This is a genomic window from Flavobacterium cellulosilyticum, assembly GCF_004349355.1.
Classification (GTDB): domain Bacteria; phylum Bacteroidota; class Bacteroidia; order Flavobacteriales; family Flavobacteriaceae; genus Flavobacterium; species Flavobacterium cellulosilyticum.
Window position 1 is genome coordinate 449745 of the sequence record NZ_SMFK01000002.1, and the last position, 16974, is coordinate 466718.

Here is a 16974-nt window from a genome sequence, read left to right on the forward strand (position 1 = left end):
ATCATTGTATGTTACAGAGCAATAAACTCGATGCATTAAACGTGCTAGTTTTCTCGCTCAGAGCATTTTTATAAAAAATATCCTATGGACTTAAAGAGGTTTGAGATCAAGAAAAACATTCAAAAAACAGATGATAAAAATTTGTCGTTTCGTGTTTTTGAACTCGGTATTCAAAGTACTAAAGATTATTTGGAACCACATAAAAAAGATCATTTTTGTATCATTCTAGTGGAGTCTGGAAATAGTAAAGTACATATCGAAGACAAAATATATTTATTGAATTCAGGAAAAATAGCCGTTATATTTCCAGATCAAATTCACTTTTTGTCCAATCTGAGTACTGATTTGACAGGTAAAATTATATTATTTGAAGAAGTATTGTTTTGTTCCGATATATTAAAAAATGAACTTAGTGCTTATAATGTTAACCTATCGGCACACCTGAATTGTACTGCACTTTCTAGTCTTGAATTTGAACAGGTGCTTCCAATTATAAAGAACATACAAGACATTTACAACACCCCCAGCCTTGTCAAAAAGGAACAGGCGCGTTTTTATATCAAAATTTTCCTTCTAGGACTCATAGAATCGATACATGGCCAACATCCTGTTTTACATCATGATGCGCAAGGTCCAAACCAACATACTTATATTGAGTTTAAAAAACTTTTGAACCATCAGTATAAAAGCGAGCGTACCGTACAATACTATGCCTCAAAACTGGCTATCAGTACTAAAAAGCTCAATGCACTAAATAAAAAATATTCTGGCGAAACGGCTATAAATGCTATCCACAGCCGAATCCTTACAGAAATTAAACGAAAATTATTATTTACTGATCTCTCTCACAAAGAAATAGCATTTGACCTTGGGTTCAGTTCCCCATCTGCACTCAATAAATTTGTAAAAGCCAAACTAAAGGAAACCCCAACAGACCTACAAAATGAACTGGCGCAAATTTATACCGCATAGTCTTGTTTATATAACACCCTACCCTCACTGCTACCATATCTTTGCATCAGTAATTAATACTAGTAAAATATAGAGGCACTGGTGTTGCTAAAAAGCGATTCCAGCTAAATTATTTAGTTTAATGCTGTTTAAGGAAATAAAAGGTATCCTGTAATATCAATTACGCTATACCCAGAGACTAACACTCGAGAACAGCATGCATAATTACCCAATCGTATTACTATGAATTGGAATTTTTATAGGAACGCATGACTTTACTTAAATAAAACAAAATGAACACGGATACTTTGACAAACACTAATCTGCTTACTATTTTAGAGGAAAATAGACAAGTAGCAAATCAGATAAATCCCCAACAAATAAAGATTTTGGTTCACGAAATAAAAGCAGCCAAACGAATTTTTGTTATGGCAGCTGGCAGGAGCGGACTTGCATTAAAAATGGCAGCTATGCGGTTTATGCATCTGGGGTATACTGTATTCATTGTAGGAGAAACCAATACACCTGCTATTCTAAAAGGAGATTTGCTCCTTCTGGCATCGGGTTCGGGAACTACTGCTTCAGTACTGTCATCAGCGGAAAAAGCTAGGAGTCAACAAGCTACCGTTATTGCTATTACTGCCGATGGAGAAAGCAAATTAGCCGTATTGGCAGACACTATTGTACTAGTAAATGCTGCAACAAAAACAGATTTCGGTATTTCCGTTTCTACACAATATGCGGGCAGCCTTTTTGAACAGTTTACATTATTGGTGTTAGAAAGTGTTTTTATGACCTTATGGCAAGAATCCGGTTTGACCAAAGAAGATCTATGGCCCAAACACGCCAACCTAGAATAACTATTTTTTTATATTATTTATTATTAATTTTTTTTATACATTTAAACATGACAAAATTACAAGTCGCAATTGATTTACTTACTACAGAAGCAGCATTAGAACTAGCACATAAAGTAGCACCTTATGTAGATATTATAGAATTAGGTACACCGCTAATTAAATCGGAAGGCCTAAAAGTGGTTACGGCGATGAAAGCCGCTTTTCCTGACAAATTAATTTTTGCAGACATGAAAATTGCTGATACTGGTTTCCTAGAAGCAGAGATCGCATTTTTAGCTGGTGCAGATTTAGTAACAGTTATGGGTGCTGTAGATAATGCTACCATAAAAGGAGCAGTAGAAGCTGCTAAAAAACACGGTAAAAAGGTAGTAGTTGATACTATTGGAGTTAAAAACAGAGTAGAAAGAGCTCAAGAGGTAACTGCTTTTGGAGTTGCTTTTGTAGAGTTACATGCTGGTCTTGACGAACAAACATTAGCTGGATACTCCGTACAAACACTTATTAGCGAAGGAAAACTAGCAAAAGTTCCCTTTTCTGTTGCAGGTGGTGTAAACATCGATACAATTAAAGATGTTGTAGCTGCTGGTGCAGATGTAGCTGTTGCAGGTGGTGCTATATATGGCGCTGAAGATCCCGCTGCTGCTGCAAAAGCATTAAAAGAAGCTATAAACAGTGTTACTGTAGCGTAATTATTGGGTTAAGGCTGGAATTTATAAATAAATTCCAGCCTTTTTTTTTGTATAATAAATTTAGATAAATTAATTATGAAAACATTCGATTTTGGTATAGTGGGCTTAGGGGTAATGGGTCGGAATCTGCTCTTAAATATGGCGGACCAGAAACATGCTGTGGCAGGCTTGGATTTGGATGCGGAAAAAGTTTTATCCCTGACACAGGAAGCTAATGCGCAACACCAAATTAAGGCCACAACAGAAGTAAAAGAGTTTCTAGAACTTCTCAAACAACCAAGAGCTATTATGGTATTAGTACCTGCAGGAAAGCCTGTAGATACTGTCATTCAAAGCCTACTTCCTTACTTAGATAAAGGAGACATTCTTATCGACGGAGGCAATACCTATTTTACGGATACCGACCGTAGGTTTACAGAATTATCAGCCAAAGGGATTCACTTTTTTGGAATGGGTATATCTGGTGGTGAAAAAGGAGCCCGATTTGGTCCGAGCCTTATGCCCGGCGGTAATAAAGAAGCCTACGAAAGACTTCGTCCTATTTTTGAATCCATAGCAGCCAAAGTAGATGGGGAACCTTGTGTAGAATATTTAGGCAACGGATCTGCAGGTAATTACGTAAAAATGGCTCATAACGGAATCGAATACGGTATTATGCAGCTTATTTCAGAGGTATACGATCTTATGAAACGAGGGTACGAACTAGATGACACTACCATTCAAAAAGTATTTCAAGACTGGAATAACACCGAACTTCAATCCTATTTGATTGAAATTACAGGACATATTTTAAAGAAAACAGATACCGACGGCCAAAAGCTTATAAATGTAATATCGGATTGGGCAAAATCTAAAGGAACCGGAAAATGGACTTCCCAAAATGGGATGGATCTGGAAGTACCGCTTCCCACTATAGATGCTGCGGTAACCATGCGTAATATGTCTAAAAACAAACCCGAAAGAATTCTAGCTTCAGCGAAATTGGTTTGGAATGCGGAACAAGGTAACACTGACCTGCCTTCGGCTATAGAAGCACTTAAAGGAGCGTTACATTTTTCTATATTAATAACCTATGCCCAAGGATTAGCATTATTAACCAAAGCTTCACAAGAGTATAATTATGACTTGAACCTTGAGACAATATCCAAGATTTGGCGCGGTGGATGTATTATTCGTTCGGTAGCACTTGAAGATTTCCGAAAGGCTTATGCCAAGAATGGTGAACTAAAAAACATACTGCTCGATGATACTATTGCAAAGGCAATAAACGATAATCAATCCAGTATTAGGTCTACGGTACAATTTGCAGTTCAAAAAGGGATCCCAATTGCAGGCTTAATGAATTCCTTAGCCTATTTTGATGCTTACCGATCCGAAAAACTTCCTACCAACCTTATACAGGCGCAGCGTGATTACTTCGGGGCACATACCTATGAGCGCATTGACACTAACGGTACATTTCACACAGAGTGGAATGACTAAATTTTAAATGGAACAAAATGAATAATCTTGATACTATAAAGCCAACCATCATTCTTGTTTTTGGTGCAACAGGTGACTTAGCAAAAAGAAAGCTTTTCCCTGCCTTTTATAATCTTTATCTTGATGGTCGAATGCCCGAAAAGTTTGAGATCATTGCGCTAGGAAGGGCAAAAAGCAGCGATGAGACCTATAGAAGCAATGTTAGCAATAACTTGACAGCGTTTTCCAGAAATAAAATAACCTCTGATAAGGCCTATCAGGAATTTGCTTCTCATATCACTTATTTGCAAAATGACATCGAACAAGAAGAATCATTTAAGATACTGAAACTAAAGCTGGACGCCATAGATTTGTCTTTTGGGGAACGTGCCAATAGACTTTTTTATCTGTCTATAGCGCCGTCATTCATTGCAACGATCTCTAATAATATTAAAAAACTAGATCTTGCCGCAAATCCGGATCAGGATCGTATCATAATTGAAAAACCCTTTGGTTACAATAAAAGTTCTGCAGAGTTGCTAAATAAGCTATTGTCAGAAACCTTTAAAGAGAAACAGATTTACCGAATAGACCATTATCTGGGCAAAGAAACGGTACAGAATATCCTAGCTTTCCGCTTTGGAAATTCAATGTTTGAGCCGCTCTGGAACCGAAATTTTATTGATTCTGTACAGATTACTGTTGCAGAAGAAGTGGGTGTTGAAGACCGTGGCGGTTTTTATGAAGATGCCGGAGCACTCAGGGATATGATACAAAACCACCTGATGCAAATATTAACCATGGTAGCGATGGAAGCCCCCAACTCCTTACAAGCAGATGAGATAAGAAACCGTAAAGCCGACGTTTTAAAAGCGATACGCCGCATAACTCCAGAAGAAGTAAAACATTACACGGTAAGAGGTCAGTATGATAAGGGTTCGATAAAAGACAAACCAGTATTAGCATACCTACAAGAAAAAGGAGTTGCATCCAATTCTAATACAGAAACATTTGTAGCGATGAAATTTTACCTTGATAACTGGCGCTGGCAAGGAGTTCCCTTTTATGTTCGAACGGGTAAAAGAATGAAAGAAAAACAATCCTCTATTGTTATACAGTTCAAGCCGGTACCCCATTCTACTTTTTCTTTTGGAAAAGAAGGGATGATGCCAAACCGCTTAATTATAAACATTCAGCCTGCAATGGATATTCGATTACAGTTTATGACAAAAAAACCTGGCCTATCTCTTTCACTAAAACCTGCAGAGATGGTGTTTGATTATTTTTCATGCTCTACTCAATCACCAGAAGCTTATGAAACATTATTATTAGATGCTTTGCAGGGAGATCCTACTTTATTCATGCGTTCGGATCAAGTTGAAGAAGCTTGGGATGTGGTAACAACCATTCAGGAAGCTTGGGAAAATGATAAATTTTCAAGTTTATATAAATATGAAGCCGGCGGCTGGGGTCCTGAGGCTGCAAATGAATTGCTGGCCCGTCAGGGGCATGCTTGGGCATCAAACACACTCAATAACGTAGAACAAGAAGAAAAAGAAGTGAAAAATGGTAAGTATTTTTAATAATAAAGAAGAAATAGCATCCCACGCAGCCAATATCTTTATAGCTGCTGCACAAAACGCAATACAGAAACGGGGACAATTTTTAGTGGTGCTTACCGGCGGTTCTTCTCCAGAATCCTTGTACAAGCTTTTGGCAACCCCCCAATACAAAACCAAAATAAATTGGGATAATGTATTTGTTTTTTGGGGTGACGAGCGCTGGGTGGCGCTTGAAGATTCACGCAGTAACGCTAAAATGTCATACGATTACCTTTTAAGTCATGTTGGTATACCAAAAAGCAACATATTCCCAATGTATAAGGAAGGTTTTTTACCAGAGGAATATGCTTTGGAATATGAAAAATCGATTAAAAGTCTTACAGGAGAAAGTGGAGAATTTGACCTTATTTTATTAGGAATGGGCGATGATGGCCATACCGCTTCCCTTTTTCCCGGTGAAGCCGTATTGCAAGAAAATGATAAATGGGTATCGGCCTATTATCTAGAGTCGCAAAGTATGTATCGAATAACCCTAACGGCGCCTATTATCAATAAAGCAAAGGAAATTGTGGTTGTAACTTTTGGAGAAAACAAAGCGCATGCATTAAACGAAGTTTTATATGGAGATTATAATCCCGAAAAATATCCGATGCAATTAATTAAACCTATAGATGGAAAATTGTTGTTCTTGACCGATCAGGCCGCTACAAGTAGTCAATGATAATAAGTCGAAAAACGGTAGCATTCTCTATAATCAAGCAAAATAATATTCGGCTAAATATGAATATGCTAATTTTATCCGTGTAAAAAGTTAAGAACAAAATCTAAATTTTAACTTATAAAAAAGAACGCTTAGCGTATTGTCTCGAATAAATCGAGATACCAAAAACATCCATTTTTTAAGTTTAATGTAAGTTTGCTTATTTAAATCATAGCCTAAATTTCTCTCTTTTTTACAAATCCATTCTAAAAATTTTTAAGTTTTTTACAATTGTTTTTTATTTCTTTTTAGGTTTAATAACAAAACCGTAATTATATTCTTTATTTTTCAATTGGTACTGTTCGTCTGGAATAGCGCCCCAACTATTGTCTGCTCCAACACCTCTTTGGGCTAAATACCACTGAAGTCTGTGATTTACAAGAATAAGAACTAAAATAAAAAACGTTTAGAATAATTGATTTGAAAAATAAGTCATAACTACTTCTTTTTAAAATTAGAACCACAAAATAAAATTTTAAATATAAAAACAAAAAATCCGTCAAAAATTATTTTGACGGATTTTAAATTTTAACCTAGTACTACCTATTATTGTATGTAACCGAAATTTTGTTTAAACTCTTTTGTTACATCTAATGTTTGTTGTGGTATAGGAAATATTCTTCTGAAAGCTTGTGAAACTGGTTTAGCTGTATAAGCCAAATCATATTTACCAAAACGAATCATTTGAGGTCTTCTATACATTTCCCAATACATTTCAAAACCTAATTCTTTATATAAGATTTCGTTATCTATAGTGGTCAGGGCTTTTCCTGGTGCATTGTTATACAAAGCCTCTCTTGTTCTATTAATTCTCAAGGCATTAACATCACTTAAAGCAGCTGCATTTTGTCCTTTACGGAAATAAGCTTCGGCTCTCATTGTGTAGATACCACCTAATCTAAATAATGGAATATCAACTTTACTCGCTCCATTTCCATTTTCTGGATCAAATTCCCATTTGAAACAACGAACCCCACGGTTTATTTGATTTTGTGCAAATACAGACTGTGTTGGATCATCAAAATTCAATTCAGGTGTAAAATTCATTTTTGTACCTGTACTTTTCTCCATAAATAATTCAGATACTTTAATTCTGCCGTCAGAAGTCATTTCAAAACCACCTGCTGAAGTTAATTTTGGCCCATATTGTGGCCCAACAACCATACCTCTAGTAAAATGAAACCATAGTAAGTTATTACTATTAGGTACAATATCTGAAGCAGGAACACTTCCTACTTCAGTATTTGTAAACCATGTACCATCTCCATATTGATAAGTTCTAGCAAAACGTGGATCATCGTGATTGTTATCCCAACTATGATAAAATTCTGGAGTAGTACAAGAACCATTCGTTCCTCTATTAGATGGGGAAGTTCTTTGATTACGTTCCATCGAGTTATAAACAAAATCATTATCTCCGTTTCTAATATTATCTATTTTTTGAACAATTACAAAAATTAACTCTGACCCTTTAGAGTTATTGATACCAAAATTGTCAAAATAATTTTTCTCTAAACTAAATTTTCCAGAATCTATTAACAATGAAGTATAGTAAATTACTCTGTCCATATCTGTGCCTGTTCCCGAAACTGCAGCTTCCTTAAAATTAAAATTTGAACCAGCATTGTAACGGTCTTTAAAAACAGATCTGTTCAAATACATTGCAGATAATAAACTGTAAGCTGCTTCCTTTGTAAATCTACCTGTATGAGTACTGTTCTTACCTAAAGAGGCTAAATCAGGTATTATTGCTTCAACATCTAAGATTAACTGATCAATATCAGTTTCTGCTTTCAAAATTTTCAAGGGTGCATTCTCTGTATTTGGATCACGATAAGGAGCTTGCCCATACAAGTCTAAAGTAGTGTATGTGTAATACGCTAAAAGCCCTTTAGCTTCTGCTAAAAACAATGGTTTTTGAGTTGAAGTACTATTATTTATTATTTTGATGGCCGAGAGAGATCTTGTAATACCATTAGTCAATAGATTCCAATTATCAGTAACAATCGCATTACTTGAAGTCCAAGTAAATTCATGCATGGCTCGCCATTTTCCGCCATCTCCCCAGTCACTACCGCGAGTAGGTAATAAAGCTACATCAGTGGTGAATTCCTGCATTGCAAAAACATTCTTATTCACAAAAGTTCGGTCTCCTAAACGATCGTAAGCTGCTGCTAGAGCTCCATCAACACTGGATGCATCGCTTCCTAAAACCTCGTCAAGAATAACTTCATCCAGGTTAGTACAACTACCTAACAATAGTGCTGTGAATGCAATAAGTATACTTCTATTTACTATTTTATTTAATTTCATGACTTATAATTTTAAAGTTGCACCAAGAATAAATGTTCTAGATGTAGGATAACTAGAGTAATCAATACCGATAGATTGATTTCCTCCACTTGATTTTGGACTGTTAATTAAAGGATCGAATCCACTATAGTTTGTTAATGTAAGTAAATTTGAACCCGTTACATAAAGCGTCATACTTTGCATCCATTTTAAACGATCTGTTTTAAAGTTATACCCTAAACGTGCGGTATTTAGTCTAATAAAATCCGATTTCTCTAAATACAAAGTTGATAATTGTGGGGAGTTAGTGGAGTTTGCACCAGAATTGTAATAATTCGAAGACACGTTTCTATCTGAAGCTAAATTATTTATATTCAATGCATTTAATCCTATATTATTTAATAGATATGCTCCTGATTGTCCTGTAATTGAAAAGGAAAAATCAAAATTCTTATAATGCATTTGGCTATTAAATCCGTAAGTAAACTTTGGAATTGCTCCTTCAATAATTATTCTATCACTGTTGTTAATCACACCATCGCTATTAGTATCTTTATATATGTCAGCTCCTTTGTCGTCAAACCCTATATGATCTAACAAATAGAAAGAACCAGCAGCGTAACCACTCTTGTAGATATTAGCTAAAACTCCTGATTGTCCTGGTCCAGAAATTGTTCCTGATAAAATTTCCGAAACTGGTAAATTTTTAATTTTGTTATCAAGACTAGCTCCATTAAAATCGACATCCCATGTAAAATTATCTGTTTTTACAAGCTGAGACCCTAACATAAATTCTAGTCCTTTATTTACAATTTTTCCATCAATATTTACCCAAACGGTATTTGTAGGGCTTAATACTTGAGATGGAATATTTAGAATGGCATCAGTGGTCGTTTTATTAAAATAATCTAAGGTTCCATATAATTTTCCTTTCCATAAATTAAAATCAAGTCCAACATTATATTGTGTTACCACTTCCCATTTCAAATTTGGATTTGGTGTTCTAGTCACCGAAATACCATTTACTAACGCTAAATCATCATAAAGATAATATCCATCAGCACCTGCAAGTGCATAACTTGCTTGCGTAATTTTGTTCTCAACCTCTTGATTTCCTGTTTGGCCCCAGCTTGTTCTTAATTTCAAATTATCAATAATAGAAGAATTTTTCAAGAAATTTTCTTCATTAATGTTCCAACCTAAAGCAAAAGAAGGGAAGTAACCGTATTTATTATTTTGTCCAAAACGTGTGGAGCCATCTGCTCTCATAGAGGCAGTTAAAAGATATTTTCTATCAAAAGTATAATTAACTCTGCCAAAATAAGATTGCAATTCATTTTGTTGTGCAAATCCAGTTACACCAGATTGAACTCCTGCATAACCGGGATTGTTTTCTGGTCTAATTCCTTCTGATTTATTAGCAATTTTATCAATACTAAAAACCGATCCTGATCTTTCAAATTTTTGATAAGAGAAACCTCCAAGAACTTCTAGCCTATGCTTATTATTATTTAAACTATAGGTTAAATAATGCTCAACAAGTGAACTTTGAGATTCAAGGTTGTTTTGCACATATTTTCCTAGTGGATTCAAATCGGTTTTGTTTGGGTAAATGGTTGTATTTCTTTCTGCTATAGAACGGTCTACACCATAATTTAATTTATATTCTAGTCCATTAAAGATTCTAAAAGAGGCTTCGATATTTCCTAGAACTCTCAAAGTACGAGTCTCATCTTCATAGATACTCAATAAATATGCTGGATTGTAATGCGCATTCATATTAAAGTTAGTATAATCACCCTTTTCATCGAATACAGATCTCGTAGGGTTTGCCATCAAAGTATGTATAATCAATTGACCATTAGAACCACCATCATCACTTGTCGGAACACCATTATCTTTAGTTTCACTTGCTGTTAAGTTTACTTTTACTTTTAGCCTTTGATTGTCCAAAAATGATTCAGCTGCATTAATTCTAGCCGAAGTACGTGTAAAATTACTTTGGTTAATAATCCCTTCTTGATCCATTTGAGCTAAAGAAACATAATAATTTCCTGTAGTAGTTTGTTTAGCAAATGACATTGAATTATTTTTAGTAATTGCTGTTCTAAAGATTACATCTTGCCAATCCGTATTTCCTCCATGATCAAAAGCGGGTTCGGCAATTGCATTTCTATATTGATCAGCTGAAAGAACATCTAATTTCTTAGCCACAGATGAGAAACCTAAATAGGAATCAACTGTAAAAGTAGCTTCTCCTTTAGCACCTTTTTTGGTTGTGATGATGACAACACCGTTAGAACCTCTTGCTCCATAAATTGCTGAAGCTGATGCATCTTTTAAAACAGTGATTGACTCAATATCACTGGTGTTCAAAAAGTTCAAAGGATTTTTAGCTGCAGATGAACCAAAACCAACATTCGTTCCTGACGGACTAACATCATCATTAGACAATGGAAAACCATCGACAACAAATAACGGTGTGCTACCACTTCGAATAGAACCTACTCCACGAATAGAAACATTAACTCCTGCTCCTGGCTCACCACTTGTGCTTACGACACGTACTCCTGCTACTTTTCCTTGTAATAAATTATCAGCAGAAATATTTACTCCTTGTTTAAAATTCTCTGCTTTCAATTGTGTTACAGAACCAGTTACATCTACTTTAGATTGTTTTCCGTAACCTACAATCATTACTTCATTAAGTTCTGAGGAATCTGGTTCTAGCTTGATATTCAAAGAGTACCCCTTTACAACAACTAATTTCTTTTTATAACCTATATAGGAAACTTCTATTGTTTTTCCTTGACCTACATTCAATTGAAAATCGCCGTCCATATTAGAAACAGTAGCATTCTTTGTCCCTATTTCAGCAATAGTTGCTCCTGGAAGTGGTTGCCCTAATTCATCTACTACAGTTCCTTTTACCTCTTGTTGCGCTACAACTGACTTTTTTACAACTAGTTCTTTCTTTATCAAAACCAATTTATTGATGATATTAAAATCAAAACTAGCTTTTTTTGACAAATCATTTAAAATTGCATCTACTGAAGCCCCAACATAATTAACATCATAAGCTGTTTTGTCTTGAATTATCGCTTGACCATAGCTAAACTTATAATCCGTTTGTTCACTCAACTGAGAGAAAATAGAAATTAAGGTCGCTTTGTGAGAATTATTATTTATTTTTGGTGGTTCGTTAACCATCCCATTCGAATACCCTATTTGACAGGATATTATAGCAAGAACTAAAAAGAATATGCTTTTTAGTTTTAAGTAAGGTAATTTAAAATACATTGATTGAAGTTGTTAGTTTATGACTTTTAATTATGGGCCATGGTTGTTCGCAGCAACTATGGCTTTTTTTTATGGTATTTAATTAACTGTTACGGTACTGTCATTTTTTTTGAATTTTAAGTTAGTGATATAGTGCATTTGTTTTAGGATGTTTTCTAGAGCGGCATTTTTTTCAATAAAAAGAGTTAATGATGTATTCATTAAATTATCATTCTTGACGTCAAATGATATGCTGTACTTACTTTCTAATAATTCTAAAACTTCGTTTAGTTTTACATTTTTCAATTCGATATCCTGATTGTACCAGTTAAAAACTAATAATTTAGAGGCTTTTCTTTTTATTAAGTCATCCCCTTCAAATAAAGCTTCTTCATTAGGTACCAAATCCAAACTTTGATGATGCGATGACACTTTGACTTTTCCAGTAACAACAATAATATTACAACTGTTCCCGGACATTTGTATATGAAATGAAGTTCCTACTACTTTTGTCTTTATAACTCCTGAGCTTATTACAAAAGGATGTTGACGATCTTTTGCAATTTCAAAAAAAGCTTTTCCTTTTACTAATTTTACGTTGCGCTCCTTTTCCCCAAAATGATCAGGATATTCAAAAACGCTATTAGCCGCTAGATAAATCATAGAACCATCAACTAGATGAATAGAGTCTGATATTTTCCCCGTTTTGAAAGTGATCATTTCACTTGAATTTGCCATTACAACAGGTTGTACCAATAATCCTAAACTCAATAAAACCACAATACTTGCTGCGATTCCGTAGCTTCTATATCTTGAAATTCTTTTCTGAACGATATGTTTTTCTATTTTATTAAATCCACTAACAAGATGTCCCATTTTAGCAACATCCCATTTGGCTTTTTCATATTCAGAAACCATAAAGTTATCTAGCAAATCTATTTCGGCTTTTGTTGCCTTTTTTTGCAAGCTTTTTTCAATAAGATATTCTAAACTGTGTTTTGTTTTTTTGGTCATCTTAATACCTTTTTATTACTAAGTACCCATATTGTATAATCGTACTATCCGAAAATATTATGAGATTGTTAACAGAAGGTTATCTTAAAAAACAGCCTAAAATCATCTTACATTAAAAGGAAAGCAAACTCCTTTAAACCGTGACGCAATTGTTTCAATGCTGATGAAATTTGGTTTTTCACCGTTTGCTTAGAGAGATCTAGTTCTGTTGCTATTTGATCAATATTCATGTCTTGAAGCTTATTCATCAATAAAATTTCTTTTCTTTTCTTTGGTAATTCATCTAAGAGAGCAAAAATTTTATCGGTCAAATCAGATTCTATAGTAGTGAAGTTTTCAATAACGTAGTCTTCAAATTTATCTTCAAGTATTGTTTTGTCAAATTTTTCATTTCTATAATTCTTAAAAATTTGATTTTTCACTGCTCTAAATAGATAGCTCTCCACAGAGATTATATTAATGTCCCCTTTCCTTTCCCAAAGATCAATAAACACGTCTTGTACTACATTTTGAGCCAAGTGTTCATCTTGGGTCATTTTTAAAGAAAATGCTGTTAACTTTTCCCAATACTCATTATATATTTTCTCAAAGTCGAAAGAATAATCCATTTTTAAAAAGCTTAACAAGTTGAGATGCGAAATAATAAAAATAAACTCCTTTGCATTTTACCATAAGGTTATTTTTAAATTAAATAATAATGAGTTATTTCTTATCAAAAAACGCTAAAAAATAGAGATATACATACTATAAAGTTCCCTTAAACAGATATCTAACCATCAATAAATAAGGATTTTCTGATTTTATTAAAAGATAACAGTTGCATTATGATTTGTTCTTTTTAAACAATACTTAACTTAATGACTTAGTCTTAATTTTACCAATTGAATTCATATCTATAATAACACCAACTAAATGTTAAATCAATAAAAATTAGAAATAAAAAAACAATGAAAATATCAACATTACTAAGTATTGCACTCTCAACAACAGCTATTTATCAATCAAATGCTCAAGACAATAACTTGAAATTAAACAAAATACAAGTTATCGGCTCACACAATAGTTATAAGAAAGCGATAGAGCCCAACTTATATAACTATTTAGAGCTTAAAGATTCTGCCCATCAATTGAAAGGAATACAATATGAGCATATTGCTGTCACAGATCAATTGAACATGGGTTTACGTAATCTAGAAATTGATATCTATGCAGATAGCAAAGGTGGTAAATATGCACATCCAAAGGGTTTGGAACTAGCAACGCCAGTAGAAGCTTATGACATAGAAGGCAAAATGAATAAACCTGGATTTAAAATATTACATATTCCAGATATTGATTTTAGAACCTCATACTTAACATTTGAAGACTGTCTACAACAATTAAAAGAATGGTCTAATGCAAATCCTGGACACATTCCCATATTTATCACCTTAGAACCTAAGGATGGAAAAAGGAATCAATTTGGAACAGAACCTGAAGCTTTTACAACTGAATTATTTGATGAAGTGGATCAAGTTATAAAAACCAACCTTGGAGTGGATAAACTAATTACGCCAGATATGGTGAGAGGAGAATATCCAACACTAGAGGAAGCTGTTCTTCATGATAATTGGCCTACATTGGCTATCGCCAAAGGAAAGTTTTTATTTATTCTTGATGACAGTAATAAGAAAAGAGATCTATACATGCAGCACCACCCTTCACTAAAAGGTCGTGTAGTATTTGTAAATGCGACTCCTGGAACACCAGAAGCTGCCACATTATTTAGAAATGATGCCGAAGATACTAGTATTATTGATCTTGTAAAAAAAGGATATATCATCAGAACGCGAGCTGATAGTAACACCGAAGAAGCTCGTGAAAATGATTATACACATTTTGATGATGCAAGCAAATCAGGTGCACAAATCATTACTACAGATTATTATAAGCCTAGTACATTTTTTGATTCTTCATACCAAATCAAATTTAAAGATGGTGGTTATGTAAGAGTAAATCCTGTCACTGGAAACAAAGACAAAAAATAATCCACAAATACTTTAATAATAAAGGAGCAATTTTACGAATTGCTCCTTTTTATTTTAAATAAATATACTTTACTTATTTCAAGTCTTTTATAGTTCCTGAATTATAATCTATTAAAAAATGATCTGCTGGTGCACCGTTTAAAAACTTCTTCAAAATGGTAAAAAAGAGTTCAAATTTTATTTGTTCCTCGCTTGATTTTGTCGAATTAGTATCCGCTTTTTTATCTAAAAACAATCCCGAAATCAAATTATATTGTTTTATTCTATCGATCCCAATATCTTTAATCGCTAATCGATCGGCACTACGAATGCGATAAAAATCTACAATTAGATCAAATCCATTCCATCTTTTGAAATCCGAAAACTGCAAATTATTCTTCTTTAGCACTTCAATACTTTTAGCTTTTGCAGCGGTCCATTCCTTTTTATATTTTGATCTTTGTTGCAAAATGGTTGCAAACGAATCTGTCGTTTCTAGATTAGAAAACACTAATAAATCAGCTCCTGAAGTTGCAAAAAGTAAATCTTTAAATGAGGGAGACCAGTCATCTGGCAAAAAACGGAGTCGTACCAATTCCTTCAAGTGAAAATCGGTAAAATCATGGTAGTTTTTGGTTTTCAATATTTTATTATTCCAGAGATCAGTTGTTTTCTTAGATTTCAGAAAATCATATTCCATTTTATACAACTCAAAGAGAGAGTCAAATTTGGGTACATCATCAATTGTAATCGTTTCAATTTCATATAGATTCTGCCCTTTAATCGTTAATAATTTATAAGCAGGGATATAGGCTGCCAGTGAAGGGGTTTGAACATTTACTAACATATTACCTTTTGTTGTCGTGCGTATTCCCGTGTCATTAATATGCATATGACCACCAAAATGAATTTTTAAGCCCGCATCAGCAAAAGCTTGAGCAACTTCTTCTTTAGGTACACGATCCAATTGCCATTTATTGGGGCCCATAAATTGGGCGATTTCATTAGATGCATCGTCATTAAAATCAATCATAGGAAAATGACTAAAAGCAATAACTGTTTTCTCTTGCTTTTTTGCTTCGGCTGTAATTTTACGCACCCATTCAATCAAATGCTTTTTATACAATAGCACATTATTATAACCAATACTTGCTCCCGAATAGTTCGCTGGGTTCTCTACATCAACAGCTGCATTCGTTTTTGGAATATAAACATTTCCATCAATTGCCATAATCCATAGTCCCTCGACAGGTTCTACAACATAACTCACATCTGGAATCGTAAAACCAGGTTTGATAGCGTATGTTCTATTCTCCAAAGTCGCACTTTCCGTAGCTTTTGCAAAAGTATAATCACTACTAGAATAAGTAGAAAAAGGAGTCGCCCAATACTTATAATTGGCTTTTGGAAAGAAACCGAAGTCGTGCAAATAATCCGTAACACCTAGATACCCCATTTTTGCAATATCGGTAGTAATCACAACAGGTAGTTCTAAATTTTCATCATATTGATAACTTCCTTCTTTACTATAAATGGGTTGTCTTTTTCCTCCTTCGCCTAGAAAATCATTCTTACCTGATTCCTGTGCAAAAGGACCAGCGGGGTCATGATTTCCTGTGGTTATAAAAAATTGAATGTCATATTTCTGAGTGTATGAATCTAAAATTCTTTGAAGTCCTCTTATATGCAAAGGCTGACCATCATCACTATAATCTCCGGGAAGAGCAACATATTTAATCTTGCGATTAGCAATGTCTTCTAAGGCCGCTATAAAAGCATAATAGTTCTCGTTAAATATCCGGGTCGAATGTAGCTGTGATTCCATCGTTCTGATAGTAACATAAGAACCGTCCTTTGGATTCTGAATTCCTTTGTAGGCACTATCCTCTAGTTTTCCATATAAATCTTGTAAATGAACATCTGATAAAAAAGCAATTTGCAAACCACTTATATTTTCTTGAGCTAGCAATGGAGTACAAATTGTGAATACTAATAGTAGTAAGTGAATTGTAATTTTATTTTTTTTAAGTGTAATCATTATAATATTTAAAGATTAAGAATATTACACAGACTTTACAAACAACAGTAAAATTCTATGAT

Annotated in this window: 13 protein-coding genes; 7 read left to right on the forward strand and 6 right to left on the reverse strand. The window is 34.0% G+C overall.

The genetic code is table 11. The annotated features are described in order from the left end of the window. Positions 1–84 precede the first annotated feature (84 nt). The 6 genes from E0F76_RS05915 (at position 85) to pgl (ending at position 6244) form a co-directional block, all read left to right on the forward strand. Positions 85–972 (forward strand): AraC family transcriptional regulator, encoded by an 888-nt coding sequence (locus E0F76_RS05915; protein ID WP_132002721.1) that lies wholly within the window; start codon positions 85–87, stop codon positions 970–972. A 272-nt stretch (positions 973–1244) separates the two neighbouring features. Next, positions 1245–1811, forward strand: coding sequence for a 6-phospho-3-hexuloisomerase (hxlB, locus tag E0F76_RS05920; protein ID WP_132002724.1), 567 nt, complete (start codon positions 1245–1247; stop codon positions 1809–1811). Between the two features lie 47 nt (positions 1812–1858). Beyond that, positions 1859–2500 (forward strand): 3-hexulose-6-phosphate synthase, encoded by a 642-nt coding sequence (gene hxlA, locus E0F76_RS05925; RefSeq protein ID WP_132002728.1) that lies wholly within the window; start codon positions 1859–1861, stop codon positions 2498–2500. Between the two features lie 75 nt (positions 2501–2575). Next, positions 2576–3982 (forward strand): NADP-dependent phosphogluconate dehydrogenase, encoded by a 1407-nt coding sequence (gndA, locus tag E0F76_RS05930; protein WP_132002731.1) that lies wholly within the window; start codon positions 2576–2578, stop codon positions 3980–3982. A 17-nt stretch (positions 3983–3999) separates the two neighbouring features. Continuing rightward, on the forward strand, positions 4000–5544 hold the full coding sequence (gene zwf / locus E0F76_RS05935) for a glucose-6-phosphate dehydrogenase (RefSeq protein WP_132002734.1): 1545 nt from the start codon (positions 4000–4002) through the stop codon (positions 5542–5544). Beyond that, on the forward strand, positions 5528–6244 hold the full coding sequence (gene pgl / locus E0F76_RS05940) for a 6-phosphogluconolactonase (protein WP_132002737.1): 717 nt from the start codon (positions 5528–5530) through the stop codon (positions 6242–6244). The genes zwf and pgl overlap by 17 nt, the downstream gene beginning before the upstream one ends. A 277-nt stretch (positions 6245–6521) precedes the next feature. Here the strand turns inward: pgl and E0F76_RS20000 are convergent, their stop codons facing one another. From E0F76_RS20000 to E0F76_RS05965, 5 genes are all read right to left on the reverse strand, one after another. After that, entirely contained in the window at positions 6522–6680 is a 159-nt protein-coding gene (locus tag E0F76_RS20000; protein WP_132003153.1) for a beta-galactosidase small subunit-related protein, read from the reverse strand. 149 nt (positions 6681–6829) lie between these two features. Next, complete coding sequence (locus E0F76_RS05950) at positions 6830–8596, reverse strand: RagB/SusD family nutrient uptake outer membrane protein (RefSeq protein WP_132002740.1); 1767 nt, start codon at positions 8594–8596, stop codon at positions 6830–6832. 3 nt (positions 8597–8599) lie between these two features. Beyond that, a complete protein-coding gene (locus E0F76_RS05955; RefSeq protein ID WP_132002743.1) occupies positions 8600–11875 on the reverse strand; it encodes a SusC/RagA family TonB-linked outer membrane protein in 3276 nt (1091 codons plus the stop codon). 78 nt (positions 11876–11953) lie between these two features. Continuing rightward, positions 11954–12868 (reverse strand): FecR family protein, encoded by a 915-nt coding sequence (locus E0F76_RS05960; RefSeq protein WP_132002746.1) that lies wholly within the window; start codon positions 12866–12868, stop codon positions 11954–11956. Positions 12869–12975: 107 nt separating this feature from the next. Beyond that, complete coding sequence (locus E0F76_RS05965) at positions 12976–13476, reverse strand: RNA polymerase sigma factor (protein WP_132002749.1); 501 nt, start codon at positions 13474–13476, stop codon at positions 12976–12978. 339 nt (positions 13477–13815) lie between these two features. Between E0F76_RS05965 and E0F76_RS05970 the strand changes: the two genes are divergently transcribed. Then, a complete protein-coding gene (locus E0F76_RS05970) occupies positions 13816–14895 on the forward strand; it encodes a phosphatidylinositol-specific phospholipase C1-like protein (protein ID WP_132002752.1) in 1080 nt (359 codons plus the stop codon). Positions 14896–14968: 73 nt separating this feature from the next. On the opposite strand, the gene E0F76_RS05975 is transcribed toward E0F76_RS05970, so the two are convergent. After that, on the reverse strand, positions 14969–16912 hold the full coding sequence (locus E0F76_RS05975; RefSeq protein WP_132002755.1) for a metallophosphoesterase family protein: 1944 nt from the start codon (positions 16910–16912) through the stop codon (positions 14969–14971). Positions 16913–16974: the final 62 nt, after the last annotated feature.